At 33.3% G+C, this 16,655-nt stretch carries 13 protein-coding genes and 1 tRNA gene; 4 read left to right on the top strand and 10 right to left on the bottom strand.

Going from position 1 to position 16,655, the window contains the following annotated elements:
• Positions 1 to 2,451 (top strand): TonB-dependent receptor (locus tag B0A81_RS12800; RefSeq protein ID WP_244281418.1); only part of this gene is annotated, 2,451 nt, incomplete at its 5' end.
• Positions 2,452 to 2,729: 278 nt separating this feature from the next.
• On the opposite strand, the gene B0A81_RS12795 is transcribed toward B0A81_RS12800, so the two are convergent.
• The 3 genes from B0A81_RS12795 to B0A81_RS12785 all read right to left on the bottom strand — a co-directional run bounded on the left by B0A81_RS12795 (position 2,730) and on the right by B0A81_RS12785 (position 3,771).
• The gene (locus tag B0A81_RS12795) at positions 2,730 to 3,101 is read right to left on the bottom strand and encodes a DUF2255 family protein (RefSeq protein WP_089058399.1); all 372 of its coding nucleotides are present in this window, start codon (positions 3,099 to 3,101) and stop codon (positions 2,730 to 2,732) included.
• Between the two features lie 108 nt (positions 3,102 to 3,209).
• Positions 3,210 to 3,536: a LytR/AlgR family response regulator transcription factor gene (locus tag B0A81_RS12790; RefSeq protein WP_089058398.1), complete on the bottom strand. Its 327-nt coding sequence runs from the start codon at positions 3,534 to 3,536 to the stop codon at positions 3,210 to 3,212.
• 160 nt (positions 3,537 to 3,696) lie between these two features.
• A tRNA-Pro gene (locus B0A81_RS12785) sits at positions 3,697 to 3,771 on the bottom strand.
• Between the two features lie 177 nt (positions 3,772 to 3,948).
• Between B0A81_RS12785 and trxB the strand changes: the two genes are divergently transcribed.
• A complete protein-coding gene (gene trxB / locus B0A81_RS12780; protein ID WP_089054099.1) occupies positions 3,949 to 4,896 on the top strand; it encodes a thioredoxin-disulfide reductase in 948 nt (315 codons plus the stop codon).
• A gap of 129 nt (positions 4,897 to 5,025) precedes the next feature.
• Here trxB and B0A81_RS12775 read toward each other — a convergent pair whose 3' ends face one another.
• The 5 genes from B0A81_RS12775 to B0A81_RS12755 form a co-directional block, all read right to left on the bottom strand.
• A complete protein-coding gene (locus B0A81_RS12775; protein WP_165768067.1) occupies positions 5,026 to 5,886 on the bottom strand; it encodes a GIN domain-containing protein in 861 nt (286 codons plus the stop codon).
• Between the two features lie 86 nt (positions 5,887 to 5,972).
• A complete protein-coding gene (locus B0A81_RS12770; protein ID WP_089058396.1) occupies positions 5,973 to 6,707 on the bottom strand; it encodes a head GIN domain-containing protein in 735 nt (244 codons plus the stop codon).
• A gap of 3 nt (positions 6,708 to 6,710) precedes the next feature.
• The gene (locus B0A81_RS12765; RefSeq protein WP_089058395.1) at positions 6,711 to 8,432 is read right to left on the bottom strand and encodes a PspC domain-containing protein; all 1,722 of its coding nucleotides are present in this window, start codon (positions 8,430 to 8,432) and stop codon (positions 6,711 to 6,713) included.
• 3 nt (positions 8,433 to 8,435) lie between these two features.
• Positions 8,436 to 8,768: a PadR family transcriptional regulator gene (locus tag B0A81_RS12760; protein WP_008464689.1), complete on the bottom strand. Its 333-nt coding sequence runs from the start codon at positions 8,766 to 8,768 to the stop codon at positions 8,436 to 8,438.
• Positions 8,769 to 8,896: 128 nt separating this feature from the next.
• Positions 8,897 to 9,352, bottom strand: a complete 456-nt coding sequence (locus B0A81_RS12755; protein ID WP_165768066.1) for a DUF4870 domain-containing protein — start codon at positions 9,350 to 9,352, stop codon at positions 8,897 to 8,899.
• 253 nt (positions 9,353 to 9,605) lie between these two features.
• Between B0A81_RS12755 and B0A81_RS12750 the strand changes: the two genes are divergently transcribed.
• Both B0A81_RS12750 and B0A81_RS12745 read left to right on the top strand, forming a co-directional pair.
• A complete protein-coding gene (locus B0A81_RS12750; protein WP_089058393.1) occupies positions 9,606 to 10,058 on the top strand; it encodes a DUF4442 domain-containing protein in 453 nt (150 codons plus the stop codon).
• Positions 10,059 to 10,383: 325 nt separating this feature from the next.
• The gene (locus B0A81_RS12745) at positions 10,384 to 13,779 is read left to right on the top strand and encodes a polysaccharide deacetylase family protein (RefSeq protein ID WP_089058392.1); all 3,396 of its coding nucleotides are present in this window, start codon (positions 10,384 to 10,386) and stop codon (positions 13,777 to 13,779) included.
• A 171-nt stretch (positions 13,780 to 13,950) separates the two neighbouring features.
• Here the strand turns inward: B0A81_RS12745 and B0A81_RS21635 are convergent, their stop codons facing one another.
• Positions 13,951 to 14,109, bottom strand: a complete 159-nt coding sequence (locus tag B0A81_RS21635) for a hypothetical protein (protein ID WP_165765113.1) — start codon at positions 14,107 to 14,109, stop codon at positions 13,951 to 13,953.
• A gap of 308 nt (positions 14,110 to 14,417) precedes the next feature.
• Positions 14,418 to 16,655 (bottom strand): multicopper oxidase family protein, encoded by a 2,238-nt coding sequence (locus B0A81_RS12740; RefSeq protein WP_089058405.1) that lies wholly within the window; start codon positions 16,653 to 16,655, stop codon positions 14,418 to 14,420.

Raw genomic sequence — 16,655 nt, 5'->3', positions numbered from 1 at the left:
TTTTTAATTATTCTAAATAAAAACAATAAAGTAGTAACCAATCTAAAACCAATGAAAAATTTTAATGCGAGAATAGCTAAGTTTTTATTTATATTTAGTTGTTTGTTTTCTTTCTGTCTTGTTTCCGCGCAACAAAATCAGGGAAAAATAAAAGGTCAAATTATTACCTCAGATGGTGCTCCAGCGGCGGGAGTTACCGTTAATTTAAAAAAAACGAAATACACAACAGTAACAAATTCAGAGGGGAGTTTTCTTTTTAATGAGATAAAAGCTGGAATGTATGTACTGCAAATTTTTTCTAAGGGATATCAGTCTTTAGAACAAGAAATCGCTGTAAATTCAGGAGAAACCCTTACAATTAATCTTCAGCTGACCGTTTCGGATAAGACGACGGAACCTGGCAGCATGGAATATCTTGATAACGGTGATGAGCTTAAGGAGATAATTGTCTCCGCAAGCAGGAAGATTGAAACATTATCAAAAACACCATCTTCTGTAACGGTAATAACATCAAAGGAAATTGAAGATCTTTCAATTGTTAGTCCTAATATAGCAAATATCGTAGCATACGCTGTTCCGGGGTTAGGGTCGGCAACAAATAATACAGGTAATTACGGTCAAACTTTACGCGGGAGAAATCCACTAGTTCTTATTGACGGGATACCACAGTCAACGCCTTTAAAATCGGCAGGAAGAGAGATTCGTTCAATTGATCCTTCAGTTATTGAACGTATTGAGGTTATTAAAGGTGCTACTGCCATATATGGAAATGGTGCTGACGGAGGATTAATCAATTATATAACCAAAAAACCTAAAACTCAGAAGAAATTTGGAGGATACAGCGAGGCGGGAACTTCTGGAAATGTACAAGGAGACAGTGTCGTTGGGTACAGGTTTGTGCAGCAGTTTTATGGAAAAATCAATAAGTTCAGTTACATTGTAGCTGGTTCATATGATAAGACGGGTGTTTTCAGGGATGCCGAAGGTGAAGTAATTTCACCTGAATATGGATTGGGAGAAACTAAAACCTATAATGTTTTTACAAAAATAGGCTATGATTTTACCGATAAACAGAGGGTGGATGTAATGTATAATTATTTCAGCTCGAATCAAGACTCTGATTATATTCTTAAAAATGGGATATACGGGGTAAGCCCTGCCATTGGGATTCTCGGAAATAGACCTGGTGTTGATGAAGGTACAAAATACAATCACAATGCCAATATTCAGTATTTTAACAGGGAAATCTTTGGAAATACGAGTCTTACGGCTAATATTTATTTTCAGGATTTTGAAACAGTCTTCTCTAATTCAACATTCTTTTATGGAGGAGGTCAGTCTCAGACTGCATCAACTAAAAAAGGATTCAGATTATACTTAAATACTCCTTTTGTTCTATCCTCAAAAATTAGCGGAGATGTTACTTACGGGGTGGATATTTTAAATGATAAAACAAATCAAAAATTGGTAGACGGCCGTGTCTGGGTGCCTAATATTGATATGGTTAACCTAGCACCTTATATGCAGTTATCAACACAGTGGTTTGATGATTTTACGGTAAAATTCGGTGTTCGTGCCGAGAATATAAAAATTGACATCGAAGATTACAATACCATAGCTAAAGGTGCTGGTGGCGCTGGAAGTATTGCTGTTAAAGGTGGAAACCTAAGTTATGATGCTTTTGTTATCAATACGGGAATCAGATATTCAAGATTTAAGTTCTTTAATCCTTTTGTAAGTTATTCACAGGCTTTTTCAATATTTGATTTAGGAAGGGTGCTGACGGCGGCTACAGAGGATGCTGTGTCAAAATTACAAACTAAACCCATAATTGTAAACAATTACGAAGGAGGCTTTAGCAGTCAGCTTGGAAAACTGAATCTGAGTGCGGCATTTTATTACAGTACTTCAAAACTTGGAACCAATTTAATTCAGGTTGACGGACTACTGGTAGCCGAACGTTTGCCGGAACGAGTATGGGGTAATGAGTTTCAGTTGGATTATCAGTTACTTAAACAGCTTACTATTGGAGGAAATTACGCTTATGTACAGGGCAGGGGAGATAAAGATTCTGATGGAACTTTCTATGGTCCAACCGATATTTATTTAAAGTCAAATCGTATACCGCCGGTAAAAGTGACTGGTTACGCAAAATTCGGAAACGAAAAATTAAATCTGGAATTGTACTATATGTATGTTGGGGATCGCGATGTTTTTATGCCAAATGCTAAAGGAGCTTATGCTATTGGTGAAGGTCCGATTAAATCTTTTAATTTGTGGAATCTTGCTTCTGCATATAAAGTGACCAATCAGATTAGAGTGAAATTTGGTCTTGAGAATATTTTCAATACGGCCTATTATCCAACTACTTCACAGTTTTACGGAAGCAATGCGAATTATACTAGAGGGAACGGACGAAGATTCAATCTGGCACTGGGATATAGTTTTTAAGTCATTACTTTTTTCCGATTACAAAATAGAGGTTTCTGATTTTATCAGGAACTTTTATTTTATAAGGGTGTTTGTAAAAACTCCAGTGCAATAGGTTGTAATTTGCTGTGGTCATCCCGATCAAAATCGGGATGCGATAGCTGTTCAATTGCATTTTAAGTTTGAAGCAAAAAAAAGTCTTTTCATTTTCTTGAAAAGACTTTGTGTATAATAATAACATAAGCTTTAAAATTGTAATTTGAATGAATGGTTTGGAAACTACGTTATCCTCTGTCTAATTATTCTGTAATAATGAATTCTAAAGTTTTTTCAATATGTTTTGCTTTAATTATTCCTTTTGCATATTCAATATTGTGATCTGTATTGTATTTTGTTAAGTAAGCATTGTTTATTACTGGAGTTAAGTCGTTTTTGTCAATTGGAACAATTGCTTTAATGTTAAAAATATTTTCGCCACATTTTATTTGTCCTTTAGGGTCTTGTAAAAAAGTATTATACCAACTTTTTTCGGCCAAGCCCCATGATCGGGCAAAAATTCTGTCATTAACAACGATCATCCAAATGTCTAAAAAGGTTTCCCTGTGCAAGCCTGCTTTTACACCTATAAGGTTGTGTGTTTCAATATAATTTATTGCAATTTCTTTTTTCATAATAATGATATTTTTATCGAAATTAGAACGAATAAAAATGCTTCAAAATTTTATTATTTACTTTGCTGGTTATATTATTTACTTTGACTTCTCTTTTATATAATTAACTTATAGCATTATCTTATTAATTGCATTTACAAAGCAATCTTTGTAGCTTTTTGCTACTGTAATTTTTAAATCTTTTATTACAATTTGATTGTCTTCAAAATATTCAATGTTTGTCAAATTTACTATATATGAATTATGAACACGCATAAACTCATTGGGTAAACTTTGAATTAAGTCTTTTAACGTTTTGTAATAGAGATATTTTTTATTGAATGTGGTGTGAATTTCTACATAATTTCCTAGTCCTTTTATAATAGTAATGTCGTTAAAGAAAATTTTAATCAATTTTTTGTCTGCCTTTATAAAGGCAAAATTTTTGTGTTCCATTAGTAATTTCTTAATTTTTAGGCTTCAAAAATTATTAGAGAGGATTATTTTTTAGTAATAGAAAAAAAGTATTAGTTACTCTGTGGTGCTACAATTTCTTGTAAAACATTCCATAATGGAATTAAAAACAAAAAAGCCGAACATTTCTGTTCGGCTTTTGTCGGGGTGGCAGGATTCGAACCTGCGGCCTCCTGCTCCCAAAGCAGGCGCGATAACCGGGCTACGCTACACCCCGAAGATGTATTTGTTGTACTGCCCGTAAGCGGATGCAAATATAGTAATAAATTTTGTTTACAAAAGAAAAAACGAAAAATAAATAAAACTTATTTTAGGATAGTTATTTCGGATTTATTTTGGGTGTTATTTTTTATAATAAAGTTTACATTTGCATCACAAAAAATACTATAACGTTATGTCAGATACAATCGAAAAAATTAAATGCCTTATTATAGGTTCTGGTCCTGCGGGTTATACTGCGGCAATTTATGCAGCCAGAGCAAACATGAATCCAGTATTATATCAAGGAATGCAGCCTGGAGGTCAGTTGACTACCACTAATGAAGTTGAAAATTTCCCAGGTTATGTTGATGGTGTTACAGGACCAGAAATGATGATTCAACTGCAAGAACAATCAAAACGTTTTGGTGCTGATATCCGCGATGGCTGGGCTACAAAAGTAGATTTTTCAGGTGATATTCATAAAGTTTGGATTAATGATACAATCGAGTTGCACTGTGAAACAGTAATTATTTCTACTGGTGCATCTGCTAAATATTTAGGATTACCTTCAGAACAACATTATTTACAAATGGGCGGTGGAGTTTCTGCTTGTGCTGTCTGCGACGGATTTTTCTACCGTAATCAAGAAGTTGTAATTGTTGGAGCAGGGGATTCTGCTTGTGAAGAAGCACACTATTTATCTAAGCTTTGTAAAAAAGTTACCATGTTAGTAAGAAGCGAAAAATTTAGAGCTTCTAAAATTATGGAAGAACGTGTTCGTAAAACTGAAAATATCGAGATTTTAATGAACCACGATACTGTTGAAGTTTTAGGTGACGAAAATGTTGTTCATGCTATAAAAGCTAAAAATAAAACAACAGGTGAAGTTTTTGATATTCCTGCAACTGGATTTTTCGTAGCAATTGGTCATAAACCTAACACAGATATTTTTGCAGATTATATTACTCTTGACGAAACAGGTTATATCGTAAATACTCCTGGAACGTCTAAAACAAATGTTGAAGGTGTTTTTGTTGCTGGAGATGCTGCAGATCATGTGTATCGTCAAGCAATTACTGCTGCTGGTACTGGTTGTATGGCTGCGCTTGACGCTGAAAGATATTTAGCTTCAAAAGAATAAATTGAAAGATTTAGTTTTCATGTTCTTTGAATGTGAAAAATGCAAATATGAAAAAAGTCCCATTCTTAATTGAATGGGACTTTTTGTTTATGTTGGTTTCTTCTAAATACTAGTGATTTAGAAAGCTGTTTACAATGTTGTTGTTTTTGCTTTTGGCGCTCCTGGTTTTTTAATCAGTTTTGCTTCTTCGCTAAAGCGTGTAAGTTCTATTTTTGGATCACCCAATAATGAAATTTCAGACTTGTCTCCAGCTGCTATTGCGACAGTTGTTTCTGCTAAAATAGAGGCTACAGCAGAACCTTCAGTTGTGATATTTGCTTCTTTCAAAGTAAATTTTGTTCCTGTAAAAACAGAGTTGTTGTCTAAACGAATCGTAGCTTTTTCTGTAATTCCTTCAATTGTTGCGCTTGCTTTTTGATACAAATCGCATTTAAATTTCATGGCAGAAATTAAGGTTTTTATTGAGGCATATTTGCTCAATTGTAAACTGGCTTCTTCCGATTTTAGATTTAGTTCTGTTCTTGATCTGTCATCAGCAACTAAATTGAATTTTTTTGAGTTTACATTCAAGAATAATTTTGAAAAATCAATACTTTTAAACGTAATATCGTCTAGTTGAATTTCTTGAATTGCATATACAATTGCATCATTTTTTGCACTCACTTTTGTCAGCGAGTTAGTGTATGTTATATGTACAGCAAGTTTTTTAAAAATAGTGCTTTCTTTTGAAGTGAATAAACGAAGTGTTTTTTCTTTTAAATCCATTCCTATGATATCATGAATGTTATCATCAGCTTCAATTTTAATTTCGTTTTTTTCTCCTCTTTCAAGGTAAACTTCTATATTGTCTTCCACTTCAATAGCATCAAAATTTCCTACTTCTTTAATTGATGTAGTGACAATTTTAGAACCTTTTATTTTTTCTCTTTTTTGAGCAAAAGTTAATGTTGTTACTAAAAGCAATAGCAGCAGTGCAGTATTTTTTTTCATTAATTCTAGATTTGATTTTAGCAAATATAAAAAAATCATCCACTTTTGATGAATGATTTCTTTTATATTTAACAGTTAAGAGCTGCTTAGTGCTGACTTACACTTCCGCCTGAGCTTACATTTTTTTCGATTGTTTTAGGTGCAATGTCGTAATCAATATCACCTCCGCTCGATGCATCTGCTTTTAAACTTACTATAGGATGTACCGTTATGCTTCCGCCGCTTGAAGCTTTTGCTTGAACTTCATTTGCCAGTAATTTCTTTGCATCTATGTTTGCACCACTAGAAGCTTTTGTTTGAATTCTCAATGCTTTTCCTTCTATCTTAACATCACTTCCGCTGCTTGAGTTTACAATGATATTGTCAGATTCGATGTTAAGATTCATGTTTGCAGCGCTCGAAGTTTCAAGTTCTATGTTTTCTCCTTGAATGATATTTTTTCCTTCTACTGATGATGCGCTCGATGCTTCCAATTTATTAATAACAGGCATTTTTACAATCACCTTCTTCATTGTAATGTTTCGGAATGAGTTGAATTTGCAATGGATAACTAAAGTTCCGTTCTCAACCTTTGTGATGATTTCTTTTTGTAAATTATCATCGGCTTCTACTATAATTTCTGTAGCATCAGATTGTTCGATTACCAAGTCGATAGCATTGCTGACTTTTACGTTCTGAAAATCTCCTTGAACAATTCTTTTCTCGGTGGTTACGTTTCCGCTTCCTTCAATTGTTTTCACGTTAAAATTACATGAGGCAAACAATAATGCGGTGATAGTCGCAACAATAAATTTTGTAATATGAATGATTATTTTGATCATGGCTTAGTTAATTTTAATTACAACTCCGTTTTTATCAGTGGTTAGCTTTCCGTTAGTTTTTTTTCCGTTAAGAACTTCTTTTCCATTTATTTTAATAGAAACTTCTTTTACTGTATCATTATCAATTTGGTTTACTTCCTCTACATCGTCATATTCATTTTCATCAGCCGGACAGTCTAAACATTTAATTTTTGATCCTTCAACTTTGTAGTTGTAGTTTCCGCTAAAATGCAGATTGAAAAAATCATCATCAGAATCGTCATAATCTTGTACAGATGCGTCTGGTTTAAATAACTGCCCTTCTGGTAAGTATAAGTAAACATCAACTTCTTGACCTCTAAATTTGTTTTTTACATCTGTAAGAAAAAAGTTATCCAAAATTAAAGAATTTCCTTTAACTTGAAATTTATAATCAATTTTTTCTGCTCTTTGTTTTGCTGCTATAAAAGAGTTGCCTCTTGCGCTTTTTTCTATTTGAATATAAGGAGCAGCTTCATCAGTGTGTAAGACATGCAAACGAACATCATTAGAATAGATTAACTGATTGTTAGCTGAATCTTGTACAAATTCAAATTCGCTGCGGTGATTCAGATCTTTTGCATAATAATCGTTGTATCTGAATTTTACAAACAAAGTATCTTTTGTACTAATGCTAAGTGCTTTTTTCTCTACAGTTTTATTGTCGTATGAAATTTCAGTAGCTTGTTTAATTCCAATGCTGATTGCGATTGCAACAGCAATAATCCAAATCGCTAGTAAAGTGTATTTTGTGATGTTTCCGATTGATTTTAAACTTGGAGACAATAGTTTGAATCCTAATAAAGTTAAAAAGAAGAACGGAATTCCAACCGCAAAGAACATTAACAAACCAAACGACCAAATAGGATAATCTGTAAAGTTTCCAGCGTCAACGAAGTTTTGCCAAGGAAAGTCAACAAAAACATTAGTTCCTAAAGTAAAAACTCCAATCAACAACATGATCAAAACACTAATTCCAGACATGATTAAAATTACGCCTAAAAATTTAGCGAAGATTTTAAAGATGGTCATGACAAAGTCTCCAAATGAACTACTTATTCTCTCAGCTCCCGACTTTACTTGGTTTCCCATTTTGTCATAATCTGCATTTTTAAATTTATCAGATAATGAATCAATTTCTTCACGTACTTTTTTTTCGATGTTTGAAATGGTTACCGGCTCACCAGTCATCTCCAATTTTTCTGAAGTTGTTACCGCTTCAGGAGTTACAATCCAAAGTACGAAGTACGCTAGAATTCCAGTTCCAAAACCTGCAAAAACAAATACTAAGAATACGATTTTGATCCATACAGCATCAATTCCAAAATAATGTCCTAATCCAGTTGCTACACCGCCAATCATACCTTTTTCTTTATCACGATATAATTTTTTGTGTTTTCTTCCACCGTAATTATTAAAAGATTGAGATGATTTTTCTTCGTCTTCAATGATGTAGTCTTCAGGTTGTCCCATTACCGTAATCACTTCGTCAACATCTTTTAGTCCTACAACATGTTTTTCGCTTTTTTGTTTTTCTGTTAATAATTCAGAAACGCGCATTTCGATGTCTTTGATGATTTCATCTTGACCAGACGAATTATTAAGAGATCTTTTTATAGCGTCAAAATAGCGTGTCAATTTTAAATATGCATCTTCATCGATGTGAAAAAACATACCGCCTAAGTTAATATTTACTGTTTTGTTCATGACTTATTGATTTTGATTGGTGATTAGATTTACAGCATCAGATAATTCTGTCCAGGTGCCGCTAAGTTCGTTTAAAAATGTTTGTCCTATTTCGGTTAATCCATAATATTTTCGAGGCGGCCCTGAGGTCGATTCTTCCCAGCGATAATTTAGTAAACCGTCATTTTTCAGCCTAGTTAAAAGTGGATATACAGTTCCTTCAACAACTAGTAATTTTGCGTTTTTTAAAGTGTCTAATATTTCAGATGTATATGCGTCTTTTTCTTTTAATACTGATAAGATGCAAAACTCAAGAACACCTTTGCGCATCTGTGCTTTTGTGTTTTCAATGTTCATAATTTCATTTTGTTTTTTTTAGATTGAACAATTCGTTTTTTGATTGATGATGATTGATTGATGATTGAATTCGAAACTATTCTTGTTGATTGCTTGTAAAGTTTCGACTATAACTTTTAATTCGTTGATTACTTTATAAAAGGAATCGTTAACGGATACTTATATAATTCTCCGTTTGAAGCTTTTATTGAAGCATAAATCACTAAAAAGAATTCAACAAATTTTAATACCGCAAAAAGTAAAACTGCTGTTAAGCCAATACTTATTAATCCAATGTTCCCTTCAAAGTTGAAATTTCTGATGACAAAATTTTCGTCATTAAAAACTGCTTGCATCGGAATGTTCTGCAGGATAACAGCAAAGAAAATTGGAATTGCAATTAAAGCTAAAACTAAAGTGTAAAGCAATAAACTCAATTGAAAATTCAATGTCTGTTTTCCGTGGTGATTTACAAATTCTGATTTGTCTTTGTAACTCGTCCAGATTAATATTGGAAAAATGTAATTTCCAAATGGAATAATGTACTGAGTCAACGTACTTAAATGTGTGAACGTCGCAGTGTTCTTTTCTGATGTTGTTTCCATGATGAGTGGTGTTGTTGTTTCCATGATTAAAAGTATATAGTAATTTCTTATACAAATATATGGCTAAAAGACAGTATCTTGTTTTGCATAGTACTGATTATTAACAAAATTTTAACAAATTTTGGATTTCAAAAATGGCTATAAAAGACTGAAAACCATTCGTAAGCCCTGTTTTTACTGCTGCTTTAGGAAAGTAAAAGCAATTTATTGTGCGTGCATAGTTTTTTTGTATTTTTACAAAAAAATAAATTCTATGGCTGTATCAGTTTCCAAACTCAACAAATTTGTACTATTCAAATTGCCATCGGCATACATATGTGGTGTACGTGTAAAGGCAATCGACAAAGACAGATGTATAGTAAGCGTTAAACACCGTTGGATAAATCAAAATCCTTTCAATTCAATGTATTTTGCAGTTCAAGCAATGGCAGCCGAATTGACAACGGGCGCTATGGTGATTTCGCAAATACAAGAAAGCGGTAAAAAAATATCAATGCTTGTTGCCAACAACAAAGGGAATTTTAGCAAAAAAGCAACTGGTAGAATTACATTTGTCTGCAATGATGGATATTTAATTGCTGATGCGATTCAAAGAACTATTGCAACAGGCGACGGACAAACGTTCTGGATGAAATCTATAGGAACAAACGAAGATGGAGTTCAGGTTTCTGAAATGGATTTTGAATGGAGTGTGCGACTGAAATAAAATAGCAATAAAGAAATACTATATATGACCTGTTCTAAACAGGTCATTTTTTTTGCGTAATGTTTTGTAAAATGCTGAATTTTATTGTTTTAGTTTGTTTTTTTCAGGGTTTACTTTTGTAATTTTATTCGGAATTACTGCTGTATATAAAATTAGTTTATTAATGCGATCTTCATTTAGTAATAATAATTTTACAATTTAAAGAATTATCTTTATGCAGTAAGCTTCTCATTTATAATAAGATATCAAATTTTATTGATGTTGTTGAAGGCTTTAAAGATTTCAGATTAATTTTTTAATAGCATTTATCTAAAAAGAAAAGTTTATGGATGGTAAAAAGCAAGTATTTCAGACCGTAACTCAAAAACGCTGGAAAACTTTTCAATGGTCAAGTCGGCTTATTTTGTTTATTCTTATTTTAATGGTTCCCATCTTTTTTATCACTTTAAAAAGAGGATTAAAGCCGCCATTACCGCTTTTAGCCAATAGCAGTCGAGCAGGACATAGTTTAGAAAATCCTGTTACGCCCAAAAATCTGACGGATAAAGAGCTTAAAAAGTTTAAGGGGTTTGATTATTTCTTAAGAGCAAAAACTAAAATAGATAAACTAAAAAAACAGCCGGCCGTTTCAAAAACAGCTTCAGAAGTTAGAGCCGCTTTTTATGTAGATTGGGATCCACAAAGTTTATTTTCACTCCAAAAAAATATTGATAAACTCAATATGGTCATTCCAGAATGGTTTTTTATTGATCCCAAAACTGATTTATTGCGAACAGAAATTGACACTGCAGCATTAAAAGTAATGAAAAAAGGAAAAGTCAAAATACTTCCTTTAATTAACAATATAAATGAATCTTTGGGTGAAGGCGAATTTGATGGTGATCTTATTCATCGCATTCTTCATGATACAAATAAAAGAGAAAGACTTATTGATGATATCGTAAAGACCTTGAAAAAATATGATTTGCAAGGAATAAATATCGATTTTGAAGAATTTAAAGAGAATGGCGATGAACCGATAATTGCTTTTCAAAAAGCATTATATGAAAAACTGAATCCAATGGGATATCTTGTCACGCAGGATATTATGGCAGGTGATGATGATTTTAATGTAAAAGCATTGTCAAAATATAATGACTATATGTTTCTTATGGCTTATGATGAGCATTATGCTAGTAGTATTCCCGGAGCTGTAAGCAGTCAGAAATGGATAGAACGAATTGTAGATAAAACGGCAAAAGAAATTCCGTCAGAAAAAATCATTTTATGTTTTGCAGGTTATGGATACGACTGGCAGGAAAAAGAGGAGGGAGAAACCATCACGTATGATCAGGCAATTGCGATTGCCAAACAATATAATGCCACGATAAAGTTTGATAATAACAGTTACAATAACTCCTTTAAATATACAGACAGCAACGGAAAAAAACATGAAGTCGATTTTGAAGATGCCGCGACAAATTTTAACACGATCAGGTTTAGTGACGAATATGGCTTAGCAGGAACCGCTTTATGGCGTTTAGGAAGTGAAGATCAACGTTTATGGACTTATTATCATCGAAGTTTAACAAACGAAAGTCTTAAGAAAAAACCTTTCGATTTTAAAGTAATGAAACGTGTCAATACACGAATAGAAAGTCCTGCATACATTGGCGATGGAGAAATATTAAATGTTATTGCCGATCCTGCACCTGGAAAAATTGAGTTGGAAATCAATAAGGACGAAACGATAATTACAGAACAGAAATATGTAGAATTACCAACAAAATACGTAATCAGCAAATTTGGAAATGTAAACAAACAAGTTATTTTAACTTTTGATGACGGACCAGATCCTACTTATACACCAGAGATTTTAGATATTTTAAAGAAGGAAAAAGTACCCGCAGTATTTTTTGTCATTGGTATTCAAGGAGAAAACAATATTCCGTTACTACAAAGAATTTATAACGAGGGTCACGAAATAGGCAATCATACGTTTACGCATCCTAATATTGCTTTGGTAAGTCCAGAAAGAGCCGCTAAGGAAATGGAAACGACACGATTATTAATCGAAGCGGTTACGGGAAGAAGCACAGTTCTTTTTAGAGCACCTTACAATGCAGATGCTGAGCCAACCACAGAAGCTGAGCTGAAACCAATTGCTTTAAGTAAAGCCCAAAATTATTATACCGTTGGTGAAAGTATCGATCCCAATGATTGGGAAAAAGGTGTAAGTGCTGATTCTATTTATAAGAGAACAATATCACAATATGAGGCAAATCCTGATAAAGGAATTATTTTACTTCATGATGCAGGCGGAAACAGAGAAGCTACTGTTGAAGCTTTACCTCGAATTATTAAATATTTTAAAGACAGAAATATTCAGTTTACAACCGTTTCTCATTTGCTGGGTAAAACTAAAGATGAAATCATGCCAGAAGCAAAGGGACCGTTTATCTCACTTGATAATTTCATTTTCGATTTTGGATATTGGTTTGGACATTTTATTACAGCAACATTTTGGGTAGCTATTTTTCTGGGGTTCTTAAGAATTGCGTTAATGGCTGTAATGGCTTTTATAAAAAAATGGAGGGACCATAAATATCCGCCTGTTTATAGCGATTTTCAAGGTGAGCTTCCAAAAGTAAGTATTATTGTTCCTGCCTATAATGAAGAAATAAATGCCGTAAAAACAATCGAAAATTTATTGGGTCAGGATTATCCTTTCTTTGATATTGTTTTTGTTGATGACGGTTCTAAAGACAAAACTTTTGAAATGATCAATGAAGCTTTTGCTAATAATCCGAAAGTAAAAGTACATACGAAACCTAATGGAGGAAAAGCATCGGCATTAAATTACGGAATTGCGCTGACTCAAAATGATTATGTAATTTGTATTGATGCTGATACACAACTAAAAACAGATGCTGTTTCGCAATTAATGAAAGGTTTTAGAATTCAGTTGAAAAATAATGAAGAAATTGGTGCTATTGCTGGAAATGTAAAAGTGGGAAATGAAAATACAATGCTTACGAAATGGCAGAGTATTGAATATACAACGGCACAAAATTTTGATAGAAGGGCTTTTGATTTAATCAATGGAATTACGGTTGTTCCTGGAGCAATTGGTGCGTTTAAAAAAGAAGCAATCGAAAAAGCGGGAGGATTTACAACTGATACACTTGCAGAAGACTGTGATTTAACAATTCGTATTTTAAAAAACGACTATCATATTATAAATTGTATTGAAGCAGTGGCAGTAACTGAAGCTCCTGAAAGTTTGAAAGAGTTTATGAAACAGCGTTTTCGCTGGAGTTATGGTATTATGCAGGCTTTTTGGAAAAATAGAGATGCGTGTTTCAATCCAAGATATAAAGGGTTAGGAATGGTTGCTTTGCCTAATATTCTGCTTTTTCAAATTGTGCTGCCAATTTTCGCGCCTTTGGCAGATTTAGTTCTTATTTTAAGTTTATTTTGGAATTATAATGATCCAGACAGTCTTCATAAAATACTAGTTTACTACATAGCATTTATGTTGGTTGATATGCTGGTTAGTGTGATTGCTTTTATTTTTGAAAAAGAAAAACTGACCAAATTAATATGGTTAATTCCACAGCGATTTGTGTATAGACAATTGATGTATGTGATTTTATTTAAGGCCTTACGAAGAGCCATAAAAGGCGAAAGCCAAAGTTGGGGAGTTCTCACACGAACAGGAAATGTGGCAACGGTGAAATAGTTTTTGAAGTTTTTTTGCCACAGATTAAAACATTAAAAGGATTTCTTTTTGAATGAACTTTTGACAAAGTTTAAAACTTTGTCAAAGTTGGTTACGAGTTTTCTCGCCGCAAAAAAACATAAAAAAAAGGCTTCAAATATTCGAAGCCTTTTGTCATAATATGCGCAGTAATTATTTCTTAGAGCAGCATTTTTTGTCTTTTTTATCATCTGTTTTTTTAGAACAAGATTCTTTTTTAGCTTTTTCTTTCTTCGGAGCTGGTTTTGTGTCTTGTGCTTGTGCACCAATTGTAAATAAGGCGATTGCTAAAACGGTAAATAATTTTTTCATTTTTTGTGTAATTTAATTGTTAGGTGTTATTCTTTTTTTGATTGAAAAATGTTAGTTCAAATATAATACGATTTAGTTTTGGAAATTGTCAACAATAAGTTAATACGTATCAAAAAAGCATTAAATTTATTGTTAATTATCTGTTCGGTATAATTGTAAAACAATACAACACATAGAAATATAGATTTTATGTCTAGAAAAGGAGAAAAAAAGTGAAACGCCTATTTTTGACTTTAAAAGCTATATTTCTATGTGTTGAAAATAATTAGACAACGGTAACTTGAATTACTTATATAGTTTAAAAACAATTAATAATTCAAATTCACTCCAAATCCAACACCCATATCGCTGTCATAATGCGTTGTGATCCCAAAGTTTCTGCCTACTACATATTTTAGACCAGCCATATATTCCTTGTCTGTGTTCCACATTAGATTCATTCGTAAGCGTCTAGAAAGCGGAATGTCTTTTCGTTCAAACTGTATTCTCACATTTCCATCAGTGAAAACCTCAACTTGTGCCTTTACAAGCATTGGTAAAGTATATTCGATACCAGCACTAAAAACCGAACGATTGTCTTTGGTATTAGTTTGACCAAACATATTTTGTTCCTGTTCATCCATTCCCATTTTTCGGTATCGCCAGTCAAAACCTATAAAAGGCATAAACCATTGCATTTTTCCAATGTATCGGCCAATGTGTGTTTCAGTTTCATAACCATGTTTGTCATTATAACCCAATCGCCATTCTGTTCCAATGCTCCAACGAGTGTTGCCAAGCATTGCTTCTCCATCGTTTCCATTTGAAGCAAAATCATTTTCGGCCATAAAATGAAACATACGATCATCCATTTTCAGCATTTTGTCTGCCATTTTTGGATCATGAATCAACGGATTTGGAGCTGAATTTTCATAAGTAAAAATACGTCCCATTCCTGCCATCATATGATATAAAATATGACAGTGAAAAAACCAATCACCATCAGCATTTGCTTGAAATTCGATTGTATCTGTTTCCATTGGCATAATGTCGATAACATTTTTCAGCGGAGAATAATCGCCATGTTCATTCAAAATCCTAAAATCGTGTCCGTGTAAGTGCATTGGGTGGCGCATCATTGATCCGTTGTACAATACAATACGTACGTTTTCACCTTTTTTGATTAAGATTTTATCTGTTTCAGAAATTACTTTATTGTCTAAACTCCAAACATAGCGATTCATGTTTCCTGATAATTCAAAACGTAGTTCTTTTACGGGAGCATCTTTGGGCAGCGTTGTTATCGTTGGAGATTTTAGCATTCCATAATTTAGAGTTGTGATTTCGGCAGTTTCAGTTGTATCAGTTGACATTTTCATGTCGCCCATATTATGTTTCGAATGATTTTCTTTTTTCATTGATTCATCTTCTCCAGAAATTTCAGGATACATCACGGCATTCATGTCCATTTTGTTGAGTGACATTTTCATACCCATATCATTCATTTCGCCGTTCATTTTCATCATGTCATTCATCATTTGCATACCTTCAAAATATTTCAATTTTGGAAGATGTGAAACAGGCTGTTTGGTTCCTTCACCTAAAAACAAAGAAGCTGATCCTGTTCTGTCTTCGGCTGTAGCCAAAAAAGCAAAAGATTTGTTGTTTTCAGGAATTGTTACGACTACATCATAAGTTTCAGAAACAGCAATAATCAATCGATCGACTTCTACAGGTTCAACATCATTTCCGTCGCTGGCTACAACCGTTATTTTTCCGCCGCCGTACGTCAGCCAGAAATAACTGGAAGCACCTCCGTTTGCAATTCGCAGTCTTACTTTATCGCCTGCTTTAAATTGCGAAAGCTGATTTTCATTTTTTCCGTTAATTAAAAACTTTTCATAATAAACGTCACTTACATCCATGGCATTCATACGTTTCCATTCGTTGGTGACTTTTGTCGAGAATTTTCCTTTTTGAATCGCCTCGGCATAACTTTGTGTTGTTCCTTTTTTTATAGCAAACCAATCATTCGCATTGTGCAGCATTCGTTGCACATTCTCTGGTTTCAAATCTGTCCATTCGCTCAAAATTACTGGAATAGTGGGTAAATCGTCGATACCTTTTCTAAAAGTAGGATCGTCTTTCTTTTTGTTGATGATAAAAAGCCCGTATAAACCTATTTGTTCTTGTAAACCTGAATGGCTGTGATACCAATAAGTTCCATTCTGGATTATAGGAAAAGTATATTTATGAGTTGTTCCGGGTTTTATTGGCATTTGCGTTAAATAGGGAACACCATCTTCTTTATTTGGCAAAAATAAACCATGCCAGTGCATTGCTGTGTTTTCTTTTTTTAAATCGTTATGCACATAAATTTCGGCAATGTCACCTTCAGTAAAAGTCAAAGTCGGCATAGGGATTTGTCCGTTTACGGTAAGTGCACGTTTTTCTTTTCCGGAGAAATTTACAATCGTATCGCGAACGTGTAAATCGTAACGAACTACTTTTTGAGCTTGAGCACTAAAGGTGATCAAAAAAGCAATTAAAATAGTATATAGTTTCAT

It is taken from the genome of Flavobacterium plurextorum, from assembly GCF_002217395.1.
In the GTDB taxonomy this organism is placed as follows: Bacteria; Bacteroidota; Bacteroidia; order Flavobacteriales; family Flavobacteriaceae; genus Flavobacterium; species Flavobacterium plurextorum.
Note: the sequence above shows the minus strand (reverse complement) of the source record. Positions and strands in the feature narration are given on the sequence as shown.